We start from the raw sequence: 17,264 nt of genomic DNA, 5'->3' as shown, positions 1-17,264 counted from the left end.
AACCATGCGCCACACGATCACGCTCGCTGCCCTGCTGGCGGCGGGCCTCGCCCTGACCGGCTGCGCCCAGGCCGGACCGGCCGGACCCTCGAGCGACACCGCGACCACCGCAGCCGACCCGACGACGGCACCGAGCCCGACCGACACCACGACCGCTCCGAGCCCCACCGGCACCGGGGCCCCGAGCGACGAGACCGCCGCCGTCCCGGCCAGCTGCACCGACCTGATCACCCCTGGCAAGTGGGACAAGGCGTTCGCATCGGCACCGCTCAACGACCCGTCGGTCGTCGGGGACCCGATCGCGATCCCGAAGAGCTCGTTCACCCCGGCGCTGCAGGGCGACGGCAAGCGCCTGTACTGCGTGTGGCGGGAGCCGCAGGCCGACATCTCGTACCTGTCCATCGCGGTCGACGCCGTCGACCCGACCGCAGCCCGCGACGCGCTCGAGCAGCTCAGCGCGAAGGGCTACGACTGCGGCGACGAGTCCGACGGGTCCCTGTGCCAGAAGGTCTCGAAGAACTCGCAGTACCCGGTCACGGACGGCGACACGTACTTCACGCGGGGTGACCTCGGCATCCACATCCAGCAGTCGAACATCGAGACGACCGATCTGCTCGACGACGTCGTGGCGAACGTCTTCACGGACTGACGCATCGGGTCAGCGGGCGGGTCGAGACCGCACGTGCGCCCGCTCACCCTGCGGCCCGTACAGGCACAGCACCTCGGTGACGGAGTCGGTCACGTTGCCCATCCAGTGCGGGGTGTGGGTGTCGAACTCGGCGACCTCACCGGGTCCGAGGTCGAGGTCGTGCTCCCCCAGCACCAGTCGGAGCCGTCCGGACAGCACGTAGAGCCACTCGTAGCCCTCGTGCGTCTTGAGCGACGGCTCCCCACCCGGGGTGTTCGGCGGGAACAGCTGCTTGAACGAGCGCACCCCGCCGGTCCGCTTCGTCAGCGGCACGACGACGCGGCCGCCGTGCACCTCGGGCTTCATGTGCACGCGCGGGTCTCCGGTCTGCGGTGCGCCGACCAGGTCGTCGAGGGGCACCTGGTACGCCCGCGCGAGGGGTAGCAGCAGTTCGAGCGTCGGCTTCCGTTGCCCAGACTCGAGCCGCGACAGCGTGCTCACCGAGACCCCCGTCTGCTCGGACAGGGCGGCGAGCGTGACGTCGCGGTGGGCACGCAGCGCGCGCAGGCGGGGGCCGACCCCGTCGACGACCTCGGCCGTCGTGCGCGGTGTGGTCGCGTCCTGGTTGCCGTGTCCCATGGCGGCCATGTTGCCACACCGGCAAACTTCGTTGCTGTTCACGCTCGACCCGCCGCATGATCAGCGCATGCCTGCACACTTCGACGTCATCGTCATCGGCGGCTCCGCCGCCGGCCTCTCCACCGCCCTCATCCTCGGCCGTTCGCGGCGCTCGGTGCTCGTCGTCGACTCCGGCGAGCCCCGCAACGCCCCGGCGGCCGGCGCGCACAACTACCTCGGCCACGAGGGCGTCGCGCCCGCCGAGCTGCTCCGCATCGGTCGCGACGAGGTCGCCGCCTACGGTGTCCAGGTCACCGCCGGGAGGATCGTGGCCACGTCCGCCACGACCGGTGACGGTCACGACCCGGTCGGCTTCTCGGTCACGCTGGACTCGGGCGAGGTCGTCACGGCGCGCAGGCTGGTCGTCACCTCCGGCGCCGTGGACGTCCTGCCGGAGGTCCCGGGCCTGGCCGAGCAGTGGGGGCGCGGGGTCGTGCACTGCCCGTTCTGCCACGGGTGGGAGATCCGCGACCAGCGGATCGGGGCCCTCGTCACGACGCCGAACGGCGCACACCACGCGCTCATGTTCCGGGCGCTGAGCGATCGGGTGACCGCGTTCCTGACCGAGCCGGCCCTGATGGACGACACCGCCCTGGCCGGTTTGGCGGCCCGCGGCGTCTCGGTGGTTCAGGGACCGGTCGCCGCCGTGGTCTCCGAGGGTGACCGGCTGACCGGGGTCCGGCTCGCCGACGGGTCGTTCGTCGAGCTCGATGCCCTGGCCACGGCGAGCCGACCCGAGGCGCGGGTGGCGTTCCTGTCCGGGCTCGGCCTCGCCGCCACCGACCAGTTCATGGGTGACCACCGGTTCGCGACCGCGCTGACCGTGGACGCCGCCGGGCAGACCGCCGTGCGCGGGGTCTACGCGGCCGGCAACGTGACGGCCCCGATGGCGACGGTCATCGCGTCGGCGGCGGCCGGCACCCAGACGGGTGCGGCGGTGCACGGCGACCTGGTGCAGGCCGACCTGGCCGCGGCGCTGGCGGGGGTGGGTGCGGGCGTCGGCGCGGGCTGACCCTGCGGCCGATGTTTCGCGCTGAGCGACAGTTCGCGGGGCCGGGCGGGCGTGCAGTGTCGGTGAGCGCGAAACCCGGGCTCGGTCAGTCGACGCGGTAGCCGGCCTGTGCGGCCAGGAGCGGCGCGAGCGTGTACAGCTGGTCGGCGCCGATCGTGGCCCCGCGGAACCCCTCGAGCCGCTCGACCCGATCGAGGTCCGCTCCGCGCAGGTCCACGTGGTCGATGCGGGTGTTCGACCCCTCGGCGGCGCGGATGCTGCTGCCGTCGAACGACACCCGCAGCAGCTTCGCGTCGGCGATGTCGAGCTCGTCGATGACGCAGTCACGGAACACCACGTCGGTGATCGTCGAGCCGCGCAGGTTCACGAACCCGAACTTCATGCCGACGAACTCGACGCCGTTCAGCCCGGAGTCGTACAGCTCCGCCGAGCCGACGCGCCCGCCGGAGACCCGGACCTCGCGCCACGTGCTGCTCGACGCCCGCAGGATCGGGGCGTCGAGCGAGTCGATGATCGAGTCACGGACCCGGAGCCCACGGAAGTCCGCGTCGTCGCCCCGGAACGTGTCGATGACGCACTCCTCGATCTCCAGGTCGGGCAGTCGCTCGCCGGCCAGGTCGAGGACGTCGATGCGCTTGCCCTCGATGCGGTCACCCGTCAGGACGTCACCGGGTGCTGGCACCCAGTCCTCGAGGTTCGTGGGTTCGGTCAGGGTGATGCGCGGGGCGTCGGTGCCGGAGGAGCGTGCCATGCCCCCAGTCTGGCGGTGACCGCCGACCCGCGGGTCACGACCCGGGTCGGGTGAGGACGCTGTCCAGCCGGTAGTCCTTCGCCGGGCCGCGCGCTTCCCACCGCACCGTCCAGCGGTCTTCGTCGCCGTCGAAGGCACCCGTGTAGTCGTCCGGGGTGCAGGCGTGGGCGACGCTCGTGCCCCAGACCCAGTCGTGGAAGACCCGACCGTCGGAGAAGTGCACGGTCCAGCCGCCGGCGGCGCGGTGCGCCACGCCGGTACTCGTCCGCCGCAGGACGAGGGTCCGGGACACGGGCGTCGTCCGGCCGTCGAAGGTCATCACGCCCGACTCGTCCCAGCGCACCTCGTCGTCGCCGACCCGGGTCAGGGTGGTGGTCCCGGTGACGGTCCCCGTGGCACCGGCGCGGTGGTCGTGCACGGTGCGGTGCAGGTCCCACACCCCGAGCAGGTCCGTCGGCAGCAGCACCCGACCAGGCTAACCGCGCAGGGCCTCGGCCCGCGCGGCTCGACGCTCGTCGTCGGTGATGACCCCGCGGGCGTGCAGCTCGTCGAGTTCGAGGAGCCGCTGCTCCGGCGAGCTCCGACGGGCACCGTGCGGGCGCCGGCTGCGGACGACCGCGATGCACACGGCGACGATGACCGCGATGACGATGAGCGCCATCAGCAGGGTCCAGACGAGGTCGTAGACCGGCGGGATCAGGGGGTTCTGCACTTCTTCGGAGGCCATCATCGTCCACGCAGCGCTTCGGCTCGGGCGCTGCGGTGCTCCTCGTCGGAGATCACGCCGCGGGCGTGCAGGTCGTCGAGTTCGGCGAGCCGCTGTTCGAGTGGCTTGTCCGGTGCGAACGTGCGGCTCTGCATCACCTGGTACGCGATGTCCTCCTGCATGGTGAGCGGGTTCTGACCGCGGTCGGCCATCCGCTTGCCGCGGTAGAGCGCCAGGATGACGATCGTCAGGGTCGTGAGGATCGCCAACGCGGCGACGACCCCGAATGCGATGCCGAACCAGCCGTCGAACAGGTCGGGCATCCCCGACTCCCCCGGACCCTCGAGCTCACTGAACGCGGACCAACTGAGCACCATCGCGCTCCCCCTTCTCACAACGACGAGCGAAGCGTAGCGCGAGACGGCGAACACGAGCGGGCGTTCCTTCCCAGAACGCCCGCGATGGAATGTGGAAACGGGCGTACCTGGTCAGAAGTTCCGACCCGGTACGCCCGAAATCTCCCGGTACGCCCGATCCGACTCGGCAGCGCGAGCCCCACCCAGCCCAGCCCACGGCCCCCGGCCTCCCCCAGCCCGCTCAGCCGCGCAGCGGCCCCGACCCCGGAACGTTCGCACCGTCCGCGAACCCGGCCACGAGTGCACGCAACGCTTCTTCGGAGGTGTGTCGGGCCTCCCATCCGAGCACCGACCGGGCACGGTCGGTCCGCATGATCGGCACGCCGGCGGCGATGTCGATCCACCCGGCGTCCGTCGGCTGCAACCGCAGCCGCCACGTCACCGTCACGACCCCGCGCAGCAGCCGCAGCGGGATCCGCACCGCACCGAGCATGCCGAAGGCGCGGGCCAGTCGCGGCGGGTTGAGCACGGGCGACGCGGCGATGTTGAACGCCCCCGCTGCCCGTCGGTCGACCGCGCGCCAGTAGGCGTCGGCAACGTCGTCGGCGTGCACGGCCTGGAACACGAACGGGTACGGCAGCGGCAGCACGAGCCAGCGGATCCACCGCACGATCGACATCGGCACGAGGTGTCCGAGGAACAGCCCGCGGATCTCGGCGGCGGCGTCCCGCTGGAAGATCAGTCCCGGGCGCAGCCGGGTGACGGTCACGGAGGGGTGGCCGGCCTCGAACGCGTCCATCGCCGCTTCGTTCGCGGCCTTGTGGATCGAGTACGTCGCCGTCGGGATGCCGTCCGTCGGCCAGCTCTCGTCCACTGGGGTGTGCTTGCCGTCGACGTCCACCCCGCGGTAGGCACCGACCGAGGACGCGACGACGACCTGGGGCACCTCGGCGCGCGCGACGGCGGCCAGGACGTTCGCCGTGCCGGTCACGTTCGTGCGGTGCTGCGCCGGGATGTCGTGCGTCGGCTGGAGGGCCCACGCCAGGTGGACGACGGCGTCGGCGCCCTGGAACACGGCCGTGAGCTGGTCCACGGCGTCCGCGGCACCGACGTCGACGGCGTGCCAGACGGCGGCGGCGTACGGCTCCGCGCGCAGGTCCGGCAGGCGCCGGGCGACACCGACGATCTGGACGCCGGCGGCGTCACGGGCGGCGTCACCCGCGGCGTGACGGCCGCTGTCCCCGTCGCCGTCGGCGCGCACGGCCGCGAGCCGACGGAGCACCGCCGTCCCGACGTTGCCGGTCGCACCGACGACGACGATGCGCATCAGGCCGCGGCCATCGCGGGGTCGAGCACGACCTTGACGCAGTCGTCCTGCTTCTTCTGGAAGACCTCGTACATGTGCGGGGCATCCTCGAGCGAGACGCGGTGGGTGGTCAGGTCGAGCGTGCCGAGCGGGTCCGACGGGTCGGAGACGAGCGGCATGATGTCGTCGATCCAGCGCTTCACGTTGCACTGGCCCTCGCGGATGGTGATCTGCTTGTCGAACAGCGTCATCATCGGCATCGGGTCGGCCATGCCGCCGTAGACACCACTCAGCGAGACGGTGCCCCCGCGGCGGACCAGGTCGATCGCCGCGTGCACGGCGGCCAGCCGGTCGACGCCGGCGGTCTCGATCGCCTTCTGCGCGAGCTTGTCGGGCAGCAGGCCGGCGGCGCGCTGGGCGAAGCCCGCCATCGGGTTGCCGTGGGCCTCCATGCCGACGGCGTCGACGACCCCGTCGGGGCCGCGGCCGTCGGTCAGGTCGACGAGCTCGGGCACCAGGTCCTTCGTCAGGTCGAACACCTCGGCACCGTGCTTCGCCCCGAGGTCACGGCGGACCTGCTCGGGGTCGACGGCGAGCACGCGGTAGCCGAGGTGCTTGCCGATGCGGGCGGCGAACTGGCCGACCGGGCCGAGGCCGAGCACGGCGAGCGTGCCACCCTCGGGCACCTGGGCGTACTGCACGGCCTGCCACGCGGTCGGCAGGATGTCGCTCAGGAACAGCCAGCGGTCGTCGGGGGTGCCGTCGTCCGGCACGACGATGGGGCCGTAGTCGGCGTGCGGCACGCGCAGGTACTCGGCCTGGCCACCGGGGACCTGGCCGTACATCTTCGTGTAGCCGAACAGCGAGGCACCGGTGCCGTACTCGGTCACCTGGGTGGTCTCGCACTGCGACTGCAGGCCGTGCTGGCACATCCAGCAGTGGCCGCAGGAGATGTTGAAGGGGATGACGACCCGGTCGCCGACCTTCAGGTTCGTGACGCCGGATCCGACCTCTTCCACGATGCCCATCGGCTCGTGGCCGAGGACGTCGCCACGGTCGATGTACGGGCCGAGCACGCGGTACAGGTGCAGGTCGGACCCGCAGATCGCCGTGGAGGTGATCCGCACGATCGCGTCGGTCGGCTCCTGGATGGTCGGGTCGGGGACGGTCTCGACGGACACCTTCTCGGTGCCCTGGTAGGTCAGTGCGCGCACGTTGCGTTCCTCTCGTGGTCGCTTCGAGCCGGCCTGGAGGCACGACTCGCGTTCCCCTCCTCGGTACGCGCCCGCCCCGTGGACGCTCCCAGCCCCGCGTCCCCCTCGCGCACGTCGGCGCGGGTCGGCAGCCGTGGCCGCGACCTCAGGCGAGGACGGCCGTGAGGACCCGCTCGTGCTCGTCGCGACCGCCCGGTCCGGCGCTGCCGGCGAGCATGATGAGCGCCTTCCACAGCGCCCATCCCCGTGCACGCGCCCACGTGTCGTCGTCCAGGTCGACGGCCCGCCGGAACACCCGTCGCGCCGGGCCGTCCAGCATCGTCCACGCGAGCACGAGGTCGCACGCCGGGTCCCCCACGCCGCACGTGCCGAAGTCGATCACCGCGCACAGCCGCCCGGTGTCGTCGACGAGCAGGTTGCCCGGGGCGACGTCGCCGTGGAACCAGACGGCCGGCGCCTCCCACCGGCTGGCGAGGGCCTCGGCCCAGACCGCTTCGCACGCGCCGCGGTCGACGACGGCACCGCCGGCCCTGCCGCTGCCGACGCCGGCGCCGACGCCGACGCCGACGCCGACGAGCGTGTCGAGCGCCGTCCGCACCTCGGCGTCGTACACGGACGGGTGCTCGCCGCGGTGGAACGAGTGCGCGCCGGCGGTGGGGCCGCCCGTCGCCGGGACGCTCCGGAGCTGCCGGAGCACGGCACCGACCTCGGCAGCGAAGCGCTCGTGGTCGAGGTCGTCGACCTGCACGGCGGGCACCCCGTCGAGCCACCGCCGCACCGACCACGGGAACGGGTACCCCTGGCCCGGTTCCCCGAGCGCCACGGGCTCCGGGACGGCGACGTCCAGCCGCCGGGCGAGGTACGGCAGGACGTCCTGCTCCTTCTCGACCGCGGGCACGTAGCCGGCCGCGCTCGGCAGTCGCACCGACAGGGCGTCCCCGAGCCGGTAGGTGCGGTTGTCCCAGCCCTGGTGGTCGACCTCGCGCACGGGCAGGTCGGCCCAGTCGGGGAACTGCTCCGCGACGAGTCGTTCGACGAGTCCGGCGTCGATCCGGGGCACCTCGGTGTGCATGCCCGCAGCCTAGGCGTCGGACCGGGACGGCGGTGGGGCCGGTGCGCGCGGGCGGCCAGCGGCGGGGCGGACTCGCACCGGGCCTCCCGGCCGTCGCCTCAGGCGGGTTCTGCCAGGGCGAGCAAGGCGTCGCGCGCGACCGCGAGCTCCCGCTCATCCAGGTAGGGCGGCATGCCGACCGCGGCCGCGAGGCCCTCGGCCGCGTGCCGGACCACCAGTGCGCGGTCCTCGGGCAGGCCGTCGCGTGCGAACAGCGTCCGCCAGTGCTCGGCGTCGGCGGCGACGGCCGCGGCGATCCCCGGGACGGCCATCAGACCGGGCCAGTGCGACGACGGTGCGAACAGGTCCATCGCCTGCTCGCTGCCGCCGCAGAGCGTCCGGACGTAGGCGCGCAGGACCTTGCCCGGTCGGTTCTCGGCGAGGTCCACGTGCTGCATGACCTCGTCCGTGAACGCGGCCAACCCGTGCTCGACGACCGCGAGCAGGAGTTCGTCCTTCGACGGGAAGTGGTGCAGCAGCCCGCTCTTCGAGACGCCGGCTTCGGTCGCGATCTCGGCGACGCTCACCCGCGTACCGCGCTCGGCGAGCAATCGGCGTGCGGACTCGAGCACGGCCTGCCGCGTGCGCTCGCGGTCGCGGGAGCCGTCGGTGCCGGTGCCGGGGCCCGTGCTGCGGTCAGTGGTCATGCGGTCCATCCTGCCGGTTCGGGATGACCCGGAGCGCGACCACGGCGGCGACCGCGAGCAGCACCGCGGCGCAGACGGAGGCGAGTTGCATGCCACCGGTGAACGCCTCACGGGCGTGCTCGAGCACCGGCGACCCCGGTTGCAGTACCTGGCTCGCCGACGCCAGCGACTCCCGGACCCGGTCCGCGACGCCCGCACCCAGGCTGTCGCCCGTGAGGTCGAGGTTCGACCGGTAGAACGCGGTCTGCAGCGACCCGAGCACCGCGATGCCGAGCGCGACGCCGAGCTCGTACCCGGTCTCCGAGATCGCCGAGGCGGCGCCCGCACGCTCCCGCGGAGCCGCGGCGACGACCGCGTCCGTCGCCAGCGTCATCGACACCCCGACGCCGAGGCCGACCACGGCGAGCGCGATGGCGATCCCCCAGTACGTCGGCAGCCCCTCGGCGAAGGCGAGTCCGGCCATGCCGACCGCGGCGACCGCCAGCCCGAGGCCGATGGAGCGACCGGGGCCGACGCGACGGGAGAGCAGGCCGATCACGGCGATGACCGCGATGGACGCCAGGGTGGCCGGCAGCTCCGCGGCTCCGGCGAGCAGCGGGGTGAACCCGCACACCAGCTGCAGGTACTGCGAGAAGAAGAACAGCAGACCGCTCAGCGCGAAGACGGACAGCGAGTTCGCGACCACCGCACCGGAGAACGCCGGGATCCGGAACAGCTGCAGGTCGATGAGCGGCGTGGTCAGGCGTTTCTGCCGCCGGACGAACCACCAGCCCGACGCGAGCCCGAGCAACGCGGTCGCCGGCACCGTCCAGTCGAACCCGTGCCCGGCGACGTGCTTCACGGCGTAGACCAGCGGCACGATCGCGAGCACCGAGAGCACCGCGGAGAGCAGGTCGATCGGGGTCCGGGCGCCGCCGCGGGACTCCGGCAGCAGGAACGCCCCGGCGACGACGATCACCGCGATGACGGGGATGTTGATGAGGAACACCGATCCCCACCAGAAGTGTTCCAGCAGCGCCCCGCCGACGAGTGGTCCGGCCGCGGCACCACCGGTCGCGCCCGCGGACCACACCGCGATGGCGGTGGTGCGCTGCCGCGGGTCGCGGAAGATCGTGCGCACCAGCGACAGCGTCGAGGGCATCAGGGTGGCGCCGGCGACGCCGAGGAGTGCCCGTGCGGCGATGAGCAGCTCCGGGCTCGAGGCGAAGGCCGCAGCGGCCGATGCCAGTCCGAACGCGACGGAGCCGAGGAGCAGCAGGCGCTTCCGACCGATCCGATCGGCGACGTTGCCCATCGTGACGAGCAACCCGGCGAGTGCGAACGAGTAGACGTCGCCGATCCAGAGCACCTGGGTCGCGGTCGGGTCGAGGTCGGCGGTCAGGGACGGCACCGCCAGGGCCAGCACGGTGCCGTCGATCGCCAGGAGCACCACGGCCAGGGTGAGGACGCCGAGGGACGCCCACTCACGGACGGAGGCGCGGTGGGTCGGGGTGGTGCTGGTCGTGGTCATCGGTCGACCGTAACCGACCATTTGGTCGGTTGGGCAGACTGCACAGTCGGTTCACAGCACAGTACAGCGCCGCTCGGTCAGCCCCGCAGCCGGTCACGCTCCCCTGGCGGCAGGTGCTCGGTCGCCGTCCGGCGGGCCGCCGGGCTGAGGAACCGGCCGCTCTGCTCGAGGAACGCCACGAGCGCCGCCTCGGACGCCCGCTTCCCCGTCTCGCGCAGGACCAACCCGAGCGCCGACTGCACCGTCTCGCTGCGCTCGCGCACCAGGCGGCCGGCGATCCCGAGCGGCACCTCGGCGTCGCCCTGCTTCGCGAACGCCAGGGTCGCCACGACCGCGATCCGGCGGACCATCGCGACGTCGGACTTCGCCAGCGCGAACAGCGGACCGGTCGAGGCGCCCACCAACGGGGCGCCGACGAGTTCCTCGGCGGCCAGGTCGACGAGCACCGGGTCTTCGAACCGCTCGGCCTTCGCCGCCGACAGGTACTCGTCGGTGAGCTCCGGGTCCGGGTGCGCCCGCATCGCCTGCACGAGCAGCAGGACGGCGACGAGCTTCGCGCCGTCGTCCTCGCTCCAGAGCAGCGCCGAGCGCTCGCCCTCGTCGAGGTCGTGGAACTGCCGCGCGACCCGGCGGGCCGCAGCGACGTCGCCGGTGGTGCGGGCGAACGCCGCCAGCACGGCTTCCGCGTCGCGCCCTGCCTGGAGGCCCGTCACGCGACCTCCCCCTCGCTCGCGTCGTTCTGTGGTGCCCTCCGACGTCCGCGGCTGAGCACGATGACCGCGACGACCACCAGGAACGCCGCGAACATCCAGGTGCCCACCTGCGGATCCACCAGGCGCGCCAGCACGGCACCACCCGGCGAGCACACGGCGGCGGTGATGCCGACCGTCAGCCCGACCCGCAGGTCGACCGCACGGCGCCGGAGGTTCGCGACCGTCCCGGACACCGACGTCGGCACCATCGTGAGCAGCGACGTGCCCTTCGCCAGCAGGTCACCGGCACCCAGCACGACCTCGAGCCCCGGCACGATGACGACCCCGCCGCCGACGCCGACGAGCCCGGACAGCACCCCCGACAGCAGCCCGAGCAGCAGCAGGACGATCGCCTCGACGACGCCGAAGTGCACCTCGCCACCGCGGGTCGGCACCGTGGTGAACAGCGACACCAGCACGACGGCGATGAACCCGACGAAGATCCACGGCAGCACGCGGAGCGGCAGGGCACGGAGCAGCCGGGCACCGATCGGGGCGCCGATGACGCTGCCGACCGCCAGGGTCAGGGCCGCGAGCCAGTGCACCTCGCCCTGCACGGCGTAGGTGACCGCACCGACGACGGCCGCGGGGGCGATGGCCACGAGCGAGGTGGCCGAGGCCCGACGCTGGTCCATCTGTGCGAAGGCCATGAGCGCCGGCACCACGATGACCCCACCGCCGACGCCGAACAGCCCGGACAGCACGCCCGCCAGGACCCCGATCGCCACCAACACGAGCACCGTTCCGCCGCGCTTCCTCATCCCGCCCAGGCTATCCGCGCCGCGGGCGAGCCCTCGCACCGTGCGAGGTGGCGTGCGAGGTGGCCCGCACTTGGAGTGCAGAAATGGTCGGGTGTCCGAAGGCGACCCGACCATTTCTGCTCACGAAGCGACCGACGAACCGCCCCGCGCCCCGCGCCCCGCGGCCACGCCCCGCCTCAGCGGAAGTGCATGTTCTTCAGCGGGTCGACGAGGGTGCCGTTCCGCCGCGTCTCGACGTGCACGTGCGGCCCCGTCGACTGCCCGGTGTTGCCGGACTTCGCGATCTCGGTGCCGAGCTTCACGATCTGCCCCTGCTTCACCTCGATCTTGCTGAGGTGCGCCGTCAGCACCGCCGTCATGCCGTACGTGACGACGATGTAGTTGCCGTAGGCCGCGTCGTTCGCGATGGTCTTGGTGACCGTCCCCGTCCCGGAGCCGTACACGGCCGTCCCCACCGGCACCGGGGCGTCGGTGCCCTGGTGGTAGCGCGGCACGTGCCCGGCGCCGCGGTCATCGCCGTACCGGCCGGTGATCTTCGTGCCGTTGACGGGCCAGGCCAGGCCGGTGACCGGTCGGCTCGACCAGACCCGGGTGTCCTTCGCGCCGTAGAGCACGACGTTGCCGTCGACCTGGACGAGCAGGTTGCCCGACCCGGCGGTGCTGGTGCGCGAGCTCCAGAGCGCGACCTTCTTGCGCGAGGCGTCACGGGTCCAGATGACGAAGTTGCCCTTGGCCTGCAGCTCGGCCCAGGCGCCCGGGTGTCCGCCGGTGCGCGACTGCCAGACGACGCGGCCGCTGACCTTCTGCACCAGGTTGCCGTCGGTGCGCATGTTGAGGATGCGCGTGTTCGAGGTGTCGGATCGCAGCACGGTGCCGCCCAGGATGGTGTTCCCCGACGGGACCCGGTCCTGGTAGCCGTTCCAGCTCACGACGACGGTCTTGCCGGCGAGCAGCGCCATCGTGCCGTCGGCGCGCACCTTCAGCGCGGTCGAGTTCACGGTGCCGGCCGAGGCCCAGCGGGCCACACGCTTACCGTTCTTCGTGATGTCGAGGGCGCGGTTCTTGCCGACCACGGCGATCGCGCCGGAGTTGCCGGCGGTGTTCGACGCCCACAGCACACGGTTGCCGATGCCGTACTCGACCAGGTTGCCGTCGCCCTGCATGATGAGCTTGAACTGGCCGTTCGGCGACGTGACCTGGTCGCCGGGCAGGATCTTGGTGCCGGCCGGGGCCGAGCCGACCCAGACCGCAGAGGCCGCTGCCGGTTCGGCTGTCGCCACGAGCGCCCCCGCCGCCAGGGCCAGTGCCGTCACGGCGCCGGCGATGCGTGGGAGTCGGCGCGCACGTGCGACGGTCGACGGAGTGGTGGTCATGGATCCCCTGCCCTGGAACCGACCGTGCGAGCGCGCGGTCGTTCGGCGCTCGCCCTGCACGAGTCGCCGAACGATGTTCGCTTTTCTGCGCGGGGTGCACAACCCCTTGGACGGGGGGTGTACAGCACGGAGCCGATCGCCGCGGGACAGGATGGGACCATGTCGACGCCGAACCCCGCCTTCGTCCCTCCCGCTGCGCAGACCACCCGTCCGGACCTGCGGGGCACGTTCGGGATGGCGGCCTCGACGCACTGGATCGCGACGGCGACCGCCCAGTCGGTGCTCGAGCGCGGCGGCAACGCCTTCGACGCGGCTGTCGCCGGGGCCTTCGTCCTGCAGGTCGTGGAGCCCCACCTGAACGGCCCCGGGGGCGACCTGACGGCGGTCTTCGCGACGGCAGCCAACCCGGTGCCGACGGTGCTGGTCGGTCAGGGCCCCGCCCCCGAGGGCGCGACCCCGGAGCACTACCGCGCCGAGGGCCTCGACCTGGTCCCCGGCTCCGGCGCGCTGGCCGCGACCGTCCCCGGCGCGGTCGACGCCTGGCTGCTCCTGCTCCGCGACCACGGCACGTGGGAGCTGGCCGACGTCCTCGCCCCCGCGATCGGGTACGCCCGCGACGGCCACCCGGTCGCACCTGCGGTGGTCCGGACGATCACCGCGGTGCGCGGCCTGTTCGAGCAGCACTGGCCCACCTCCGCCTCGCAGTGGCTGCCGGTAGGCGCGGTGCCGGTCCCCGGGGACCTGGTGCGTAACGAGGCACTCGCTGCAGTGCTCGACCGGCTGGTCGAGGCCGGTGCCGGTGCCGGCAGCCGGACCGGCCGCATCGATGCGGCCCGGTCCGAGTGGGCGGAGGGGTCCGTCGCCGAGGCGATCGACCGGTTCGTCCGCGAACCGCACCGGCACGCGTCGGGCACCGACCACGCCGGGGTCATCCGGGCGTCCGACCTGGCGGCGTTCCGGGCGTCGTACGAGCCCGTGACGACCGCCGAGTTCCGCGGCTGCACGATCGCCAAGACCGGACCGTGGGGCCAGGGTCCGGCGCTGCTCCAGACACTGCGGCTGCTCGAACCGCTCGACGACGCCCTGCTCGACCCGTCGACCGAGCTCGGCGCGCACACGATCGTCGAGGCGCAGAAGCTCGCCCTCGCCGATCGTGAGGCGTTCTACGGCGACGGCGAGGTCCCGATGGACGTCCTGCTCTCCGACGCCTACGCCGACGAGCGCCGCGCACTGATCGGCGAGCGCGCTTCGGCGGAGCTCCGCCCCGGCACGGTCGCCGGGATCGAGCACGCGCTGCCGCCGGTCCGGACCTCGTACGACTCCGCCGGGTCGGTCGGGGTGGGCGAACCGACCGTGCAGGTCGCCCGCGAGGCAGAAGCCGACACCGAGGTCCCGCCGGCCGCTCCGCCCGAGGACCGCGGCGAGCCGTTCGTCACCCCCGACGGCGAGACCCGCGGCGACACGTGCCACATCGACGTCGTGGACCGCTGGGGCAACATCGTCAGCGCGACCCCGTCCGGCGGGTGGCTGCAGTCGTCGCCGACGATCCCCGAGCTCGGGTTCTGCCTCGGCACCCGACTGCAGATGACGTGGCTCGAACCGGGCACGGCCTCGACACTGCGGCCCGGCGAGCGCCCCCGCACGACGCTGACCCCGACACTGGTGCTCCGCGACGGGCAGCCGGTCGCCGCGCTCGGCTCCCCCGGCGGTGACCAGCAGGACCAGTGGCAGCTGCTGTTCCTGCTGCGCTGGATCGTCGGCGGGTACTCCGCACAGCAGGCGATCGACGCGCCGGCGCTGCACACCACGTCCTTCCCGGGGTCGTTCTGGCCGCGCACGTGGGAGCCCGCCGGACTGGTCGTCGAGGACCGCCTGGGTGAGGAGGTCATCGCGGCGCTCGAGGCCCGCGGACACGTCGTGACCCGCGGCGGTGACTGGAGCCTGGGCCGGCTGTCGTGCGTCACCCGTGACCCGGACACCGGGATCCTCGGCGCTGCCGCGAACCCCCGCGGCGCGCAGGGGTACGCGGCGGGACGCTGACCGACGCCCGTTCCTTCCCAGAACACCCGCACTGGAAAGTGGAATCGGGCGTACCTGATCAGAACTTCCAACCAGGTACGCCCGATTCCGCCAGGTACGCCCGAATCGACCAGGTACGCCCGGTTCAGAGCGTCGGGACGACCACTGCGCGACCCGAGAGCTCGCCGGCCTCGAGCTTCCGGTACGCCTCGAGTGCGTTGGACAGCGCGTAGCGCTCGACGTCGGGGACGATCTGCCCGGCGCGGTACATCGCGACGACCTCGTGCAGGTCCTCGATGGTGCCCCAGTAGGTGTTCGTGATCGTCGACTCGTACGGCGTCGCGAAGAAGTTCCACTCGGTGGTGCCGCCGGCGATCCCGACGACGGTGAACCGCCCGCCGACCGCCATCGAGGCCTGCGCGACCTTGATCGTGGGGGTGGCACCGACGAAGTCGAAGGCAGCGTCGACGCCGCGTCCGCCGGTGATCTCGCGGATGCGCTCGGCCTGGTCCGGGCCGCCGGGGACGGTGATCGCGCCCCGGGCGGCGGCGCGGTCCATCGCGTCCTGCTTCATGTCGGTCGCGATGACCGTGGCACCGGTGAGCGCCGTGAGGATCTGCACGGCGATCTGCCCGAGGCCACCGAGCCCGACGACGAGCGCGAAGCGACCGCCACCAGCGAGGTTCGGCAGGGAGTTCTTGATCGCGTGGTACGGCGTGAGCGCGGCGTCGCTCAGCGGTGCGGCGGCGACCGGGTCGGCGTCGCCGAGCGGCACGAGGTTCCGCGCCGGGACGCTCACGTACTCCGCCATGCCGCCGTCGCGCCCGAGGCCGATCCCCATGTAGGGGTTCGTCGCGGCGTTCTCGCAGTAGGTGTCCTGCCCCTTCGAGCAGTACGAGCAGTGCCCGCAGCCGACCGGCCCGTAGACCAGGTAGGCGTCGCCCTCGGCGAAGCCGGTGACCCCGTCACCGACGGCCTCGACCCAGCCGGAGTTCTCGTGGCCGAGCACGAACGCGGGCGCCTGGGCTCCCGGCTGCCCCTGCTGGAACTCGCGGTACACGGCGACGTCCGAGTGACAGGCACCGGCGCCGGCGACCTTGAGCAGGACCTCACCGGGCCCGGGTGCGGGCTTCGGGACCTCGGTCAGGGACGGGAAGGTCTGGTACTGCTCGAACACGACGGCGCGCATGGGTTCTCCTTTGATCGCCCTTCACGCTACACCTGTCGTTGAGGACGACATGTGTCGCCCAGATGCCTCGGGACCACGCCCTCCCGCGAACAGTCCGCGGTCGAACCGTGCCCCACCAGGGCGCGACGACCGCGCCACCATGACACCCAGCACGACCGCGCCGAGCGGTCCGGTGAACACGAGGAGCAGGATCCACAGGCCGGCGTGGTCCCGGTCGTGCAGCCGCCGCACGAGCAGCGACCACCGGGGCACGATGGTCAGGATCGTCGGGACGAGGATCGCCAGGTCCCACGCGTCCGGCCAGACGTCCCGCCCACCGCTGCCCCAGCCGAACCACCCGTCCCGCCCGCGGTCGATCAGGTGGAACGAGACCCGCGGTGACGGGACGACCCCGAACGGGTCGACGTACATCTCCCACCGCCCGCCGGTCCCGTGCACGCCGACGACCCAGAGGGCGACCCCGACCAGCGCGAGCTCGAGCGCGACCACCCACCAGAACTCCGAGCGACTCGCCCGCCCGTGGAACCGCCACCCCTGCGTCCAGAACCGGAGCCAGGCGACCACCGGGTTCGCCACGTCGGCCGGACCCTGCTCGAGCACGGACTCGCGGAAACCCGTCACACTGCTGTCCCCCATGTGCCAGATCGTAGGGCAGACCTGCGTCTTCGCCGTGAGCCCGTTGCGAGAACGGTCGTTCTCCGATTGACTCAGGAGCGGTGGTCCCGTTCGGGGCCGCTCCCCCACACGAAAGGAGCGGGCATGCCCACTCGCACCGCACGCACCGCCTGGAACGGCGGCCTCGAGGACGGTTCCGGCCAGGTCGAACTCTCGAGCTCGAAGGTCGGCACGTACGACGTCTCGTTCCCGAAGCGCACCGCCGAGGACGCCGGGGGCACCACGAGCCCCGAGGAGCTCATCGCCGCCGCACACTCGGCCTGCTACGCCATGCAGTTCTCCGCGGTCCTCGGCGAGGCCGGCGGCACGGTCGAGGCCCTCGACGTCAAGGCCGACGTCTCGCTCGGCCCGGACCCGGCCGGCGGCTTCCGCCTCACCGGCATCGTCCTGACCGTCAGCGGCGAGGTCTCCGGCATCGACGAGGCCGCCTTCCTCAAGGCCGCCGAGGACGCCAAGGCGACCTGCCCCGTCAGCAAGGCGCTGACCGGCGTCGAGATCACGCTGCACGCGACCTTCGAGCAGTAGGCGCGCGAAGCAGGAACCGTCACCACGTGACGGACGGGAGGCCCGGTGCCA

At 72.7% G+C, this 17,264-nt stretch carries 19 protein-coding genes; 4 read left to right on the top strand and 15 right to left on the bottom strand.

Translation table 11 applies throughout. From position 1 onward, the window contains the following. Positions 1 to 4 precede the first annotated feature (4 nt). Complete coding sequence (locus DEJ08_RS01645; RefSeq protein ID WP_111055544.1) at positions 5 to 649, top strand: hypothetical protein; 645 nt, start codon at positions 5 to 7, stop codon at positions 647 to 649. A 9-nt stretch (positions 650 to 658) separates the two neighbouring features. Here the strand turns inward: DEJ08_RS01645 and DEJ08_RS01640 are convergent, their stop codons facing one another. After that, positions 659 to 1,276, bottom strand: a complete 618-nt coding sequence (locus tag DEJ08_RS01640; protein ID WP_111039782.1) for a helix-turn-helix domain-containing protein — start codon at positions 1,274 to 1,276, stop codon at positions 659 to 661. Positions 1,277 to 1,334: 58 nt separating this feature from the next. Between DEJ08_RS01640 and DEJ08_RS01635 the strand changes: the two genes are divergently transcribed. After that, complete coding sequence (locus DEJ08_RS01635) at positions 1,335 to 2,318, top strand: NAD(P)/FAD-dependent oxidoreductase (RefSeq protein WP_111055543.1); 984 nt, start codon at positions 1,335 to 1,337, stop codon at positions 2,316 to 2,318. Positions 2,319 to 2,403: 85 nt separating this feature from the next. Here DEJ08_RS01635 and DEJ08_RS01630 read toward each other — a convergent pair whose 3' ends face one another. From DEJ08_RS01630 to DEJ08_RS01575, 12 genes are all read right to left on the bottom strand, one after another. Then, positions 2,404 to 3,069, bottom strand: a complete 666-nt coding sequence (locus DEJ08_RS01630; protein WP_071404847.1) for a pentapeptide repeat-containing protein — start codon at positions 3,067 to 3,069, stop codon at positions 2,404 to 2,406. A 34-nt stretch (positions 3,070 to 3,103) separates the two neighbouring features. Further along, positions 3,104 to 3,535, bottom strand: coding sequence for a DUF6314 family protein (locus tag DEJ08_RS01625; protein WP_111055542.1), 432 nt, complete (start codon positions 3,533 to 3,535; stop codon positions 3,104 to 3,106). Between the two features lie 9 nt (positions 3,536 to 3,544). After that, complete coding sequence (locus DEJ08_RS01620) at positions 3,545 to 3,796, bottom strand: hypothetical protein (protein ID WP_111024922.1); 252 nt, start codon at positions 3,794 to 3,796, stop codon at positions 3,545 to 3,547. After that, positions 3,796 to 4,152, bottom strand: coding sequence for an SHOCT domain-containing protein (locus tag DEJ08_RS01615; RefSeq protein ID WP_111055541.1), 357 nt, complete (start codon positions 4,150 to 4,152; stop codon positions 3,796 to 3,798). The genes DEJ08_RS01620 and DEJ08_RS01615 overlap by 1 nt, the downstream gene beginning before the upstream one ends. A gap of 220 nt (positions 4,153 to 4,372) precedes the next feature. Beyond that, positions 4,373 to 5,458, bottom strand: a complete 1,086-nt coding sequence (locus DEJ08_RS01610; protein ID WP_111054825.1) for an NAD-dependent epimerase/dehydratase family protein — start codon at positions 5,456 to 5,458, stop codon at positions 4,373 to 4,375. Then, a complete protein-coding gene (locus tag DEJ08_RS01605) occupies positions 5,458 to 6,651 on the bottom strand; it encodes a zinc-dependent alcohol dehydrogenase (RefSeq protein WP_071404842.1) in 1,194 nt (397 codons plus the stop codon). Before DEJ08_RS01605 ends, DEJ08_RS01610 begins: the two co-directional genes overlap by 1 nt. Positions 6,652 to 6,796: 145 nt before the next feature. Continuing rightward, on the bottom strand, positions 6,797 to 7,723 hold the full coding sequence (locus DEJ08_RS01600; RefSeq protein ID WP_111054824.1) for an aminoglycoside phosphotransferase family protein: 927 nt from the start codon (positions 7,721 to 7,723) through the stop codon (positions 6,797 to 6,799). Positions 7,724 to 7,821: 98 nt separating this feature from the next. Beyond that, positions 7,822 to 8,409: a TetR/AcrR family transcriptional regulator gene (locus DEJ08_RS01595; RefSeq protein ID WP_051597141.1), complete on the bottom strand. Its 588-nt coding sequence runs from the start codon at positions 8,407 to 8,409 to the stop codon at positions 7,822 to 7,824. Beyond that, on the bottom strand, positions 8,399 to 9,919 hold the full coding sequence (locus DEJ08_RS01590; RefSeq protein ID WP_111054833.1) for an MFS transporter: 1,521 nt from the start codon (positions 9,917 to 9,919) through the stop codon (positions 8,399 to 8,401). The genes DEJ08_RS01595 and DEJ08_RS01590 overlap by 11 nt, the downstream gene beginning before the upstream one ends. Positions 9,920 to 9,996: 77 nt before the next feature. After that, positions 9,997 to 10,632: a DNA alkylation repair protein gene (locus tag DEJ08_RS01585; protein WP_181439014.1), complete on the bottom strand. Its 636-nt coding sequence runs from the start codon at positions 10,630 to 10,632 to the stop codon at positions 9,997 to 9,999. Further along, positions 10,629 to 11,432 carry a sulfite exporter TauE/SafE family protein gene (locus tag DEJ08_RS01580; RefSeq protein ID WP_111054822.1) on the bottom strand — a complete coding sequence of 268 codons (804 nt, stop codon included), beginning with the start codon at positions 11,430 to 11,432 and terminating at the stop codon, positions 10,629 to 10,631. The genes DEJ08_RS01585 and DEJ08_RS01580 overlap by 4 nt, the downstream gene beginning before the upstream one ends. 176 nt (positions 11,433 to 11,608) lie before the next feature. Then, a complete protein-coding gene (locus tag DEJ08_RS01575; protein ID WP_110865535.1) occupies positions 11,609 to 12,805 on the bottom strand; it encodes a peptidoglycan DD-metalloendopeptidase family protein in 1,197 nt (398 codons plus the stop codon). A 159-nt stretch (positions 12,806 to 12,964) separates the two neighbouring features. Between DEJ08_RS01575 and DEJ08_RS01570 the strand changes: the two genes are divergently transcribed. Then, positions 12,965 to 14,845 carry a gamma-glutamyltransferase gene (locus DEJ08_RS01570; RefSeq protein ID WP_111054821.1) on the top strand — a complete coding sequence of 627 codons (1,881 nt, stop codon included), beginning with the start codon at positions 12,965 to 12,967 and terminating at the stop codon, positions 14,843 to 14,845. Between the two features lie 124 nt (positions 14,846 to 14,969). Here DEJ08_RS01570 and DEJ08_RS01565 read toward each other — a convergent pair whose 3' ends face one another. Together DEJ08_RS01565 and DEJ08_RS01560 are read right to left on the bottom strand one after the other, a co-directional pair. Then, a complete protein-coding gene (locus DEJ08_RS01565; protein WP_111054820.1) occupies positions 14,970 to 16,013 on the bottom strand; it encodes an NAD(P)-dependent alcohol dehydrogenase in 1,044 nt (347 codons plus the stop codon). 21 nt (positions 16,014 to 16,034) lie between these two features. Beyond that, complete coding sequence (locus tag DEJ08_RS01560; RefSeq protein WP_111054819.1) at positions 16,035 to 16,649, bottom strand: DUF805 domain-containing protein; 615 nt, start codon at positions 16,647 to 16,649, stop codon at positions 16,035 to 16,037. A gap of 123 nt (positions 16,650 to 16,772) precedes the next feature. Here DEJ08_RS01560 and DEJ08_RS01555 point away from each other — a divergent pair, with 123 nt between their 5' ends. After that, positions 16,773 to 17,213, top strand: a complete 441-nt coding sequence (locus DEJ08_RS01555) for an OsmC family peroxiredoxin (protein ID WP_027467170.1) — start codon at positions 16,773 to 16,775, stop codon at positions 17,211 to 17,213. The last annotated feature ends 51 nt before the right edge of the window (positions 17,214 to 17,264 follow it).

Origin of the sequence: Curtobacterium sp. MCLR17_054 (assembly GCF_003234335.2) — a bacterium.
Taxonomy (GTDB): Bacteria; Actinomycetota; Actinomycetes; order Actinomycetales; family Microbacteriaceae; genus Curtobacterium; species Curtobacterium flaccumfaciens.
Note: the sequence above shows the minus strand (reverse complement) of the source record. Positions and strands in the feature narration are given on the sequence as shown.